Raw genomic sequence first — 10,794 nt, 5'->3', positions numbered from 1 at the left:
AACAGAGGTAATGGATGCAGAGGAAACCTGGTGATCCCGGATATGGTCAACCCATTGAGTAGAGCCTGGCATTCTACCCCGAACGCCCACCTGCCAGGAGCCGGTAACAGAAGGCGTGTAAGAGAAAAAGCTGGAGGGGCCATAAGCCCGGACAACACGCCAACTTTGACCAGGGGGACGAACCCAGAACTCAAACTCAGCCCCTGGAGGGTTGCTGGAAGCCCTTAAAGTAATGGCTTGGTTAACAGTTGAAGAAGAGCCCTGATCAACGGACACCTGAACAGAGGTAATAGTCATAGATTGTCCGGTGAAGTGTGCAACCGAACGCTCATAATCCACCATTCCCCAGCCATACTCATTGTCTTTTCCCGTAGGCCCCAAATCAACCGCCGTTGATGTGAGGGCGTTTTTTATGCCGTCGGGAGTTAACGTAGGGTCGATGCCTTTCAGCACTGTTGCTACACCGGCCACAATAGGCGCAGAGAAAGAGGTGCCATTGGCGTTGGGGGAGGTTGTGGTGTAGGAGCTGTTGATATCAGTGGTAACAATTCCTGTTCCGGGGGCCACCAGGTCAACCCGGTCATTATAATGTGAAAAAGAGGAACGTAGGTTACTGCTGTTGGTGGCGCCAACAGAGATGACCCCAGGATAGCTGGCGGGGTACATTTTATCGGTGATGCTCCAAGACTTGCCGGAATCCCAGTTGCCGGCAGAAGCCACCACGGTGATGCCTGCATTAAGTGCGTCTTGAATACTTGCACCAAGAACAGGAGAAGGATCGATGATATTTCCATGAATATCCTTTGGTACATACCCAAGGCTCATGTTGATGACTTTAACGTTGCTTAGAGTGGGGTCTTGAAGAATCTTATTGATCCCATTGATAAGAGATTGTAAAGTGATTTCACCTGCACTGTTGGCCACACGAACGGGGTAAATCTGAACAGGGAAGGTGTAGGCCACGCCTGCCACCCCGGTATTGTTGTTGGTGGCAGCGGCAATGACGCCAGAAACCCGGGTGCCATGATTGCCGTAATCAGCAACGTTTGTGGTACCGTCGGCAGCATTGTAGCCTGGTAGTAAGAGACGGTTTGCGAAATCGGGATGATTGGTTTGGATGCCGGTGTCAAAGACCGCCACTGCGATGGGGCTGACGGTGGTTTGTGAGTTGATCATGGCTTGCCACGCTTCCGGCGCTTTTACCCTGGGAAGATGCCACTGAGAAGCATAGTGGGTATCATTGGGTGCCTGGTAAGTGTTCATGACATACAGGGAATGGTTTAAGGAGACGGCTTCCACATGGGGGAGGTTACTGAGATCGTCAAAAAGCAGTGCCGCCTCTTGGGAGCTGCTGGGAACCACTGCATCAACAAGGGGAGTTACCTGAATAATGCGGTCCAGTCGCTCAACGGACTGACGCTCCATGGTTCGGATCATGCCCTGCTCGAAGTGGTAGCGTACCAGAATCCACTCTTCTTCGGGCACGGCCGGCGGCCCTCGGGCATCCTGAAGGCGCATCATGCCTTGGGCAGCAACGCCATAAGGTTCAACCGCAACTTCCACCCAATCAGCCAGGTCTTTCAGTTCAACGCCTTCCTCCAGTAGGCCGTCAACCTCTTCAAACCCATCTTTTTCTTCATCAGCTTCCGGGCTAACAGGCTCATCTTCACCAGGGGCCATTTCTTCTTCAACGCCTTCGGGCGCTGATGTTTCAGGCTGCTCATCAGGCAGATCCATCGGTAATTCTTCAAGCGTGCCCGCTTCTGGGGTTTCAAGGTCTGTGCCTTCAACATCGCCTTCAACCTCATTGTCGGAAATGAAGCCATCCCAAATCACCACAGCACCCAAACCACGAAGTGCTGTAGCCAAGGCATGGGTTTTTTCATTGGCTTGCAGCTGGTTTTTCTGTAGCAGAAAATCCAAGTCCAGCACCAGGTCGGGGAAGTTTTCCTCTTTTTCAAGCAGCGTTTTCAGCCATTGATTGAAATCATCAATGGTGGCAAATGCTGAAGCTTCAAAGGGTTCCAGAGGTTCATCCAAAATAGTGAGAGCTGCGGTTGTATCCATAGCATAGGCAATGGGGAAGGTGTTTACCCAAAAGGCATTGAAAAGCAAGAGAAAAGAAAGGAGTGCGGGAATCAGTTTATTTCGGTGAAGCATCATTTTCATAGTGAACCCTCCATGGCAATATTATGTTAACCATCCTATAATACATATCGGCAGTACACAATGATGGTTAAGATGATTTGCGGACAAATAATGACTTTTTTCTATTATACCCCGAAGGGGATGGACAATAAAGATAAATATGTCGACCTGTTCCAAATAGCATCAGATGTGATCGACTGAAACAACTGGCAGGGCTGACTGGCAGTCTGTCCCATTTTTTGGTATAGTGTTAGGGGAATAGAGAAGCTTCGGGAAAGCTGCTGAAAGACGCAGCAACAACTGACGGGAGTGAGAGGCTGTTGAAGCTGACTTTACAGATGAAAAAAGGGGTACTGCTGGTGCTGGACGCCCTGCTGATTCAGCTGGTGTATCTGCTGGCCTTCGCCATACGATTTGACTATGATTTTTCGGGACGAATGGTGAGCAACTACTGGCCGGTATACCGGGAAAACCTGCTATGGATTTTACTCATTAAGCTGGCGGTTTTTTATCTGCTGGGGCTGTACCACAGCCTTTGGCGGTATGCCAGCATTGAAGAATTGATGAAGGTGGCCATAACAGCAGTGTTGGCCAATGCTTCGGTGATGGCTTATTTGGCCATTACCCAGCAAATGCTGCCCAGGGGGATTCATGCCCTGGCTATTTTGCTGGATATGGCCCTGATTGGTGGGGTGCGCTTTGCTTACCGGGTAAGCCGCACCTATCGGGATACGGGGTTTCTCACCTTCACCCCCCAGGTAACCAGTGCCCGCCGGGTATTGATTGTGGGAGCAGGTGAGGCGGGGGCCATGGTGGTGAAGGAACTGAAGGCCCACGGTTACCAGCACGGTCGACCCGTGGGAATTGTGGATGATGATAAAAGCAAGATCGGCCGCAAGCTGGCGGGGGTTACAGTGCTGGGAAGCCGGGAAAAACTGCCGGAGCTCATCAAAAGCAAGCGGGTGGATGAAGTGATTCTGGCCATGCCCTCGGTGCAGCGCCAGGTAATGCGGGAGGTCATTGACGTGGCCGCTGGTGCCGGGGTGCGCCTCAAAACCGTTCCCGGTGTGTATGAGCTCATTGATGGTAAGGTAAGTATTAAAGAGATTCGGGATGTGGCTATTGAAGACCTGCTGGGCCGTGAGCCGGTGGATTTGGACTTGGAGGCCATTGCCGGTTTCTTGAAAGGCAAGAAAGTGCTGGTCACTGGGGGTGGCGGCTCCATTGGAAGTGAGCTGTGCCGGCAGATCGCCGATTTTGCCCCCCGGGAGCTGCTGATGCTGGATATTTATGAGAACCATTTGTATGAGCTGCAGCAGGAGCTGCGGAAAAAACACCCCCAGTTGACCATGAAGGTGCTGGTGGGTTCGGTGCGGGACAAAGCCTGTATGCAGGCGTTGTTCCAGCGGGAACAGCCTACGGTGGTGTTTCACGCAGCGGCCCATAAGCATGTGCCGCTGATGGAGGACAGCCCGGCTGAAGCGGTGAAAAACAATGTGCTGGGCACCCGGAATGTGGCTTGGTGCGCCCATGAGGCAGGCTGTGAGAAGCTGGTGTTGATTTCCACCGATAAAGCGGTGAATCCCACCAATGTGATGGGAGCCAGTAAACGGCTGGCAGAAATGGTGGTGCAGTCTCTCAATGAGATGAGTCAAACAGAGTTTGCAGCGGTGCGCTTTGGAAATGTGCTGGGGTCCAGCGGCAGCGTGATTCCCCTGTTTAAAAAACAGATTGAAGAGGGCGGCCCGGTGACGGTGACCCATGAAGATATGACCCGCTATTTTATGACCATTCCTGAAGCAGTGCAGCTGGTGATTCAGGCTGGGGCCATGGCCCGGGGAGGCGAGGTTTTTGTGCTGGATATGGGAGACCCGGTGAAGATCATGGACCTGGCGGAAAACCTGATTCGCCTCAGTGGGTTCACTCCTGGTGAAGATATTCAGGTGGAGGTGACAGGCCTGCGACCGGGAGAAAAGTTATATGAAGAGCTGCTATTGGACAGCAATGGCCTGGAAGCCACGGTGCACCAGAAAATCTTTGTGGAAAAACCGGCAGTCACGGCCTTTGAGACACTGAACCGGCAGGTGGATGAACTGGCAGCAGCCATTTGTGAACAACCCCCGGAAACAGTGAAAGCAGCGGTGGCCCGCCTGGTCACCACCTACACACCCCAATAGAGGAAAAGCAGTGATTAGAAAACCAGGAGAACCGGAAATGGCAGGTTCTCCTGGTTTTTAAATTGATGAAACAGACCTGCCGAATAATGTTTAAGCCGGTTCCAAATGACCCATTGCTGACGGACTTGCCTGTCCAAAAAGAGCATCGGTGCCTGTCACTTAAGTTTTTAAGTTATTCAGAATTCTGCGAATTGCAGCTTGCTGGAGCGGTTTCAGAACCTGTCATGCACCGGTTTGACGGTTGAAAAGGCAACGCTGCACTTAAAGCCACTTGAAATTCTGAAATGAAAATTGTAGGAATGATTTGACCAGCTCAATAAAGTCCACCATTTGCCGGCATGGATGTTGCCCAGCATTTATGCTATACTTAAGTTAAAGAAGCACCTGAACATCCATTACAATCTTACAATCAGGATCAGGACAGAAAGAGCAGGTGACAGCATTGAGCATCCAAAACCCCCATGACAAATTCTTTAAAGAAACCTTCTCGGATGCAGAAGTGGCACGTGACTTTATCCAACACTACTTACCGGAAAGCGTATCCGAAATCATCGATTTGGAAACCCTGGAAGCACAAAGAGACAGTTTTATTAGCCAAGAATTGCAGGAAACTTTTACCGATATGTTGTATCGTGTTAAGATTAACGAAAAAACCGGATACCTTTATTTTTTATTTGAACATAAGAGCTACCCCAGCCATAAAATTGCCTTTCAGCTGTTGAAATACATGAGCGAAATCTGGGATAAATACAGCACCCATGAGAAAAAAGAAGCACTACCCATTATCATCCCGCTGGTAATCTACCATGGCCAGGGCCATTGGCATACCAGCACCCGGTTAAGCCAAATGATCCCGGGATATACACAGTTACCAGAAACAGTTAAAGATTATATACCAGACTATCAGTACCTGTTATACGATCTATCCCAGTATCAGGACGAAGCCATGAAAGGCGGTGTACGGCTAAAAATCCTGATGACCATCTTTCGGGATATCTTCACCAAAGATCCGAACCGGCTTCGGGAGTCCGTTCTGAAAGCCGCTGCATATCTAAGAGAATTGGAAAACAAAGAAACAGGGATAGAATACCTGGAAATCTATATGCGGTATGTATTTAGTGCCGCCCATCAGATGACAAAAGCCGATCTGGAAAAAATATTGAATGAAATGACCAAGGAATACCCAGAAGGGAGAGAAGTAGCCATGACACTGGCAGATATCCTTCGAAAAGAAGGCTTAGAGGAAGGCATGAAAAGAGGGCGCATGGAAGGGCGCATGGAAGGACGCATGGAAGGACGCATGGAAGGACGCATGGAAGGAGAAACACAAGCGTTAGTAAAAACGGCCCTTCGTCTGCTAACGAAGAAATTTGGGCCTTTATCGGAACCGGTTCAAAAAAGAATACAGGAATTGGATGCAGCAACACTGGAAGTGATGATTGACCAAGTACTGGACTACCAAAGTCTGGATGATGTGAAAAAATATTTGATGTGATTAAGCCAAAAACCGCAGGGATCATGCGGTTTTTTTATTTAAAAAGAGGCATCGTTAATAAAAAGAGGCATCGAGCATCGGTGCCTGTCACTTAAGTTCTTCTGTCAGTTGGAACCGGAAGGCAAAAGAATGATGCAACAGGCCTATGATCGCTACCAATACAGTGCCAGAACCTTTCATAAGTTTCTAAAGGTGGCCATGCCCTCGGTGCAGCGTCAGGTAATGCGGGAAGTGATTGATTTGGCCTGGTGCGCTCATGAAGCAGGCTAATCAAAGCTTCGCTGTTGCTGCAGCTTTAACAGGGATGCCTGTTGCAGCAGGGCCACGGCCAGCTGAGCCTGGTTGATGCGCCTGTCACATAAGTTTTCAAAGGCTTGTTGAGGCTGTGAGCGTTGAAACTCTGATACTGGGGGGATGATTCGCTTGGGTCGTGTCAAAAATAGAAAAATGACTCCACTGCAGAAATTGAACGTTTGATCCCGCTATCACTTGCTTCATTCAAAAAAACATAGAAATTCACTGACATTAACGGGAGTTAGATGTGCAAGAACCCATTTAATCCTTTAGATCAGCCCCTTGCAGGCTGCCTTTCCTGGTTCAGTTTCACCATTTAGGTGAAAATGAGCACACCACCTCCTGTGGCTGGTGCTGTCTTATTTTTGTAGCCTCCCGAAAGGTGCTTGAAGAGCCGTTTCATGTTCTGGGCACATACCTTGTAACCTGTCAGCAGGCTAAGTTTCTTTGTTTTTTGCCTGTCATGTTTGTCAGGTGGATGTCGATGTTGTTTTCTTCAGCTGCACGGTACACGGCCTCCCCGTGAAAACCGCCGTCCACGTAGAGCTTTTCCACGCCGGTATGCTCACGGATGTCTCCAGCACGATTGGCCAGCATCTCCACGTCACTGGTAATGTTGGGCTCAAGCCTGTAATCGGTGATGAGTTGAAAGGGATTATCCGGTGCGCAGGTTTCGCTTAGCCCTAAGAAGTACCCGAAAAGGGGCCTTATTTCAGTATTTCCAATGCTTTTGGCGTGATTAAGGACCACAACCACAAGATGTAGCAGGAAAAAATCAAGAAAAAAATTATTTATGCAAGATGTAGATTTGACAAACCAATTGGTTCTAAATATACAGACATAGTATAATCAATGATGAAGGGAGTGATCTTGTGAAAAAGAAAAATGATATTGCTATTCGTTCGAGTGCAGCAGAGTATCTTACATATATTGCAGCAACAGGTGATAATTCTCAAAGCTTTGAGATGAGATACGAAGACGAGAATATCTGGCTTACACAAAAGATGTTGGCTTCTTTATACGATGTTGAAATTCCAACAATAAATGAGCATATCAAAAAAATATTTTCTGATCACGAGCTTCAAGAGGAGGCAACTATTAGGAAATTCCTAATAGTTCAAACTGAAGGTTCGCGTAAAGTAAACAGAGAAGTCAAGCATTATAATTTACAAGTCATTATCGCTGTTGGGTTTAAAATCAATAATGAACGCGCTGTACAATTTCGCAAATGGGCAAATCAAATTGTAAAAGATTTTACTATTAAAGGGTTTGCAATGGATGATGAACGATTAAAAAATGGGGGAACTATTTTAACGGAGCAATATTTTGAAGAACAGCTTCAACGTGTTCGTGAGATTCGACTAAGCGAAAGAAAATTTTATCAAAAGATTACGGACATATATGCCACGGCCATTGATTATGAGGTGAATGCAAAAGCCACAAGGCGCTTTTTTTCAACGGTACAAAACAAACTTCACTGGGCTATTCATGGAAACACTGCTGCAGAAGTCATCTATAAGCGTGCAGATGCAGATAAAAAGCATATGGGACTAACGAGTTGGAAAGACGCGCCAGATGGAAAAATCCAAAAATTTGATGTGTCCCTTGCTAAGAATTACCTAAGTGAATCAGAAATGGCACAACTACAGAGACTTGTTTCTGCTTATCTTGATATTGCAGAGGACATGGCCCTTAGGCATATTCCCATGACCATGAGTGACTGGGAAACAAGACTTAACCGTTTTATAGAAGCGACTGACCGTGATGTATTACAGGATGCGGGAAAAGTGACAGCAGAAATTGCTAAAGCTCATGCAGAAAGTGAATTCGAGAAATATCGAATTGTTCAGGATCGATTGTTCAAAAGTGATTTTGATAAACTATTGGAAAGTTCAGAAGAGGATTGATGCAACTGTCAAGGACCCTTGACAATTCAGGTTGATAATTAATTTTTAAGGTGAGTACAATGGATAAAAAGTCAGACGGGTTTACTCTAGTGGAATTAATTATTGTTATAGCAATACTGGGGATTATTGCAGCAATAGCTATTCCAAAATTAGCGGGATTCAAAAGCAAGGCGAAAGAAAGTGTATGTGCTGCTAACCTGAAAACTGTAGAATGATGAAGAACCAGAACCACCTGGGGAAGAAGTGCCTTGGCTTTGAGAGAAGTTATTTCATACAGAATCGATTGAGATGTATCAGCAACTGCCGAAGAGTGCCGAAGAGTGCCGAAGAGCGCCGAAGAGTGCCGAAGAGTAAAATGAAAGGAGGCGCCAAAATGAGTTTATTAAATGCAATTCAAAGTGGAGAAGGTAAAAATATTGAATTTAAAGAAGAACTACCCGGCAGTCAAGCGATAGCAAAAACAGTCATTGCTTTTTCCAATACAGCAGGAGGCAAGCTCATTATTGGGGTCACTGATCAAGGCAATGTAACTGGACTTAAGTCGGATGTAGACATTTTCGAACTGCAGGATCAGGTTGCATCCGCTATTTATGATAATTGTTACCCGAATATTCTACCAGATATTTATACAACGACAATAGACAATAAAGTACTTTTAGTAATTGAAGTTTATAGAGGCAATCAGTCAAGTCCAAAATAGTGTGTAATTTCCTCGGCAGTGTTACCAATCTATGTGAAGCAGCATATTATTGAATGTGTAGATATTCAAGGTGCTTATACAGAAATTCAGGAGAATGATATCTCACAAGGCATACTAATGGCCGAGGAGGTTTTAGGAATGACTTTAGCAGACTTAATTGAAAGCGGCGAAGATATTCCAATACCAACGCCCATCGAAAAACTGAAAGCAGAGAATGGTTTTGCGACTATGGTTACAGTGAATATAGAAGAATACATTAGAGATATGAAGCTTGTCAAGAAGACGGTGGCTGTTCCAAAATGGGCTAACGATTTAGGACAAAGATTAGATATAAATTTTTCCAAGGTGTTAACGGATGCAATTTCTGAGATGGTAATTAGTAAACGTTAAAACAGAAAACTGATTGGGAAGAGGCATCGGTGCCTGGAGCATCGGTGCCTGTGAAAGCTCCGAAAAATAGACAAATAAAACAGCAAGCACCTACTCCGTGAATACTCATGCATTTTCGGATCTCTTCGAGCAGGACATTTTTTTCATGTTGAAGGTGCAAGACTGATGCAAGCCCTTCTTGTTGTACTGATGATCGTGATGTTCCCTAAAGGACAGGGGTTGGAAACATCAGGTTGACCATCCGAACAAGATTAGCTGCAGCATTGGCCAGGGGATTGTTGAACTCAATGCTCCAAAGGCTGTGATCAAAGAGGCTTTTGTCCAAAGGCTGATCATCAATGAAGAAAATTGGCTGCTCATGTTGAATGACAGAAACATGACGCCTCATGTATATAAAGAAGAAATGGCAGAAGAGGTCGCAGAGAGAATCGCCTCCTGTTATGTGGAGGAGTTTGAACTGCTTTTGGAAAAATTGCAATGAGGTGGACTTGGAAAACCAAAGATCGGTGATCAAAAAAAACCAGGAGAACCGGAAATGGCCGGCACACCTGGTTTTTCTAAATTTGATGGAACAGGCTAATCAAAGCTTCGCTGTTGCTGCAGCTTTAACAGGGATGCCTGCTGCAGCAGGGCCACAGCCAGCTGAGCCTGGTTGATGCGCCGGTTCACAGTGGCTTGGTGATTCAGACAGGGGAAGCCCTGGCCGCTGACCAAAAGCAGGGAATCTGCTGTAACCATGGTGTGCTGCAGGGCACATAAATTCACATACCCGTGAACATCATCTCCCTTCACGGTAAGGTGCCGGGTTTTCACTGGTACCAGCACCAGCTGGCTGGTGAGGGGCAGGGGAACATAATAGTTGATGCCCAATTGGTCACGAAGGCGGCGCTTCAACACCCGCAGATTCACCAGATAAGCGTCTGCCAGGGCATTGAGAAAAGTGGTGGTGGTCATGGGAAGCTGTTCCCGCTGGCCGCTTAAGAGGCAGACTTCCAGTGCGGTGCCCATGGCGGGCACATGCACCGGCATAAATCCGGTGATGGAATCAGGCTGTTTCAGCAAGGCTTCCAGCGGCTGTTCCTTTGACGGGCGGGCTGAACGGCGTTTCTTTCGGCCAGGGCTCAGGGTGTAAAGGGCCAATGGGTCTTTCAGTAAAGGTGTGGCTTTCAAGGGCGTCTCCTCCTTCTCGGTGGCGCAGGGTGTCATGTATAAGGGCGCCATGTAAAAGGCGCCAGGTATCAGAATCTGAATCAGAATCTGAAGCGATGCAGGAATACAAGTGGGTGGCTTTTTCATCATACCAGAACATAAGTTCGAAATCAAGGCGTCGCATGATGATTTTTGAACCACAGCGCCAGGGGCTTTTTTCGTTTCAGGGAGACTTATCAAAATCGAGTTGTGAGTAGTCTAATCATAACTCGACAAAATAGACTTACATAAGGGACGATGGTGAGAAAACCATTTTCTCCATCGTAAAGTGGAATGCCGAAACGGGATGGTCTACGTTAAGGAAGATTGGGTTGACCAGATGGAGGTGGAGCATAGGAGAGAAGATGAGTAGGAGAAATTGCATGATGGTTTTAGGGAAATTTCTTCAGTAAAATTTAAGTTGAATTTCTTAAAAACAATAAAATTTGCTTAAAAAATAGATTATTTGTATAAATTATTGATATTTGCATAAAA

At 46.7% G+C, this 10,794-nt stretch carries 12 protein-coding genes; 8 read left to right on the top strand and 4 right to left on the bottom strand.

All coding sequences use genetic code 11. The annotated features are described in order from the left end of the window. A partial coding sequence (locus tag AAIG11_RS09805; protein WP_343186065.1) for a S8 family peptidase occupies positions 1–2,169 on the bottom strand: 2,169 nt, incomplete at its 3' end. A 305-nt stretch (positions 2,170–2,474) separates the two neighbouring features. On the opposite strand from AAIG11_RS09805, the gene AAIG11_RS09800 reads away from it, so the two are divergent. From AAIG11_RS09800 to AAIG11_RS09790, 3 genes are all read left to right on the top strand, one after another. Beyond that, complete coding sequence (locus AAIG11_RS09800) at positions 2,475–4,325, top strand: polysaccharide biosynthesis protein (protein ID WP_425499420.1); 1,851 nt, start codon at positions 2,475–2,477, stop codon at positions 4,323–4,325. 442 nt (positions 4,326–4,767) lie between these two features. Further along, entirely contained in the window at positions 4,768–5,820 is a 1,053-nt protein-coding gene (locus tag AAIG11_RS09795) for an Rpn family recombination-promoting nuclease/putative transposase (RefSeq protein WP_343186063.1), read from the top strand. Between the two features lie 57 nt (positions 5,821–5,877). Then, positions 5,878–6,090, top strand: coding sequence for a magnesium chelatase subunit ChlI family protein (locus AAIG11_RS09790; RefSeq protein WP_343186072.1), 213 nt, complete (start codon positions 5,878–5,880; stop codon positions 6,088–6,090). Here the strand turns inward: AAIG11_RS09790 and AAIG11_RS09785 are convergent. Then, positions 6,087–6,257 (bottom strand): hypothetical protein, encoded by a 171-nt coding sequence (locus AAIG11_RS09785; RefSeq protein ID WP_343186062.1) that lies wholly within the window; start codon positions 6,255–6,257, stop codon positions 6,087–6,089. The genes AAIG11_RS09790 and AAIG11_RS09785 overlap by 4 nt on opposite strands. Positions 6,258–6,543: 286 nt before the next feature. Beyond that, on the bottom strand, positions 6,544–6,864 hold the full coding sequence (locus AAIG11_RS09780; protein WP_343186061.1) for a hypothetical protein: 321 nt from the start codon (positions 6,862–6,864) through the stop codon (positions 6,544–6,546). A 122-nt stretch (positions 6,865–6,986) separates the two neighbouring features. Here AAIG11_RS09780 and AAIG11_RS09775 point away from each other — a divergent pair, with 122 nt between their 5' ends. The 5 genes from AAIG11_RS09775 to AAIG11_RS09755 all read left to right on the top strand — a co-directional run bounded on the left by AAIG11_RS09775 (position 6,987) and on the right by AAIG11_RS09755 (position 9,592). Further along, complete coding sequence (locus AAIG11_RS09775; RefSeq protein WP_343186060.1) at positions 6,987–8,021, top strand: virulence RhuM family protein; 1,035 nt, start codon at positions 6,987–6,989, stop codon at positions 8,019–8,021. A gap of 59 nt (positions 8,022–8,080) precedes the next feature. Further along, the gene (locus AAIG11_RS09770; RefSeq protein ID WP_343186071.1) at positions 8,081–8,236 is read left to right on the top strand and encodes a prepilin-type N-terminal cleavage/methylation domain-containing protein; all 156 of its coding nucleotides are present in this window, start codon (positions 8,081–8,083) and stop codon (positions 8,234–8,236) included. 158 nt (positions 8,237–8,394) lie between these two features. Continuing rightward, entirely contained in the window at positions 8,395–8,721 is a 327-nt protein-coding gene (locus tag AAIG11_RS09765; protein ID WP_343186059.1) for an AlbA family DNA-binding domain-containing protein, read from the top strand. Between the two features lie 33 nt (positions 8,722–8,754). Further along, a complete protein-coding gene (locus AAIG11_RS09760; protein WP_343186058.1) occupies positions 8,755–9,111 on the top strand; it encodes a type II toxin-antitoxin system HicB family antitoxin in 357 nt (118 codons plus the stop codon). A 250-nt stretch (positions 9,112–9,361) separates the two neighbouring features. Further along, positions 9,362–9,592 (top strand): HI0074 family nucleotidyltransferase substrate-binding subunit, encoded by a 231-nt coding sequence (locus AAIG11_RS09755; protein ID WP_343186070.1) that lies wholly within the window; start codon positions 9,362–9,364, stop codon positions 9,590–9,592. A gap of 95 nt (positions 9,593–9,687) precedes the next feature. Here the strand turns inward: AAIG11_RS09755 and AAIG11_RS09750 are convergent, their stop codons facing one another. Continuing rightward, entirely contained in the window at positions 9,688–10,281 is a 594-nt protein-coding gene (locus tag AAIG11_RS09750; RefSeq protein ID WP_343186057.1) for a hypothetical protein, read from the bottom strand. Positions 10,282–10,794 lie beyond the last annotated feature (513 nt).

It is taken from the genome of Anoxynatronum sibiricum, assembly GCF_039414295.1.
Classification (GTDB): domain Bacteria; phylum Bacillota; class Clostridia; order Peptostreptococcales; family Tindalliaceae; genus Anoxynatronum; species Anoxynatronum sibiricum.
This window is presented reverse-complemented; position numbering and strand designations above follow the sequence as displayed.

Coding starts and splice junctions, on each gene's coding strand:
- AAIG11_RS09770 (WP_343186071.1), top strand. CDS start 8,081: ATGGATAAAAAGTCAGACGGGTTTACTCTAGTGGAATTAATTATTGTT.
- AAIG11_RS09765 (WP_343186059.1), top strand. CDS start 8,395: ATGAGTTTATTAAATGCAATTCAAAGTGGAGAAGGTAAAAATATTGAA.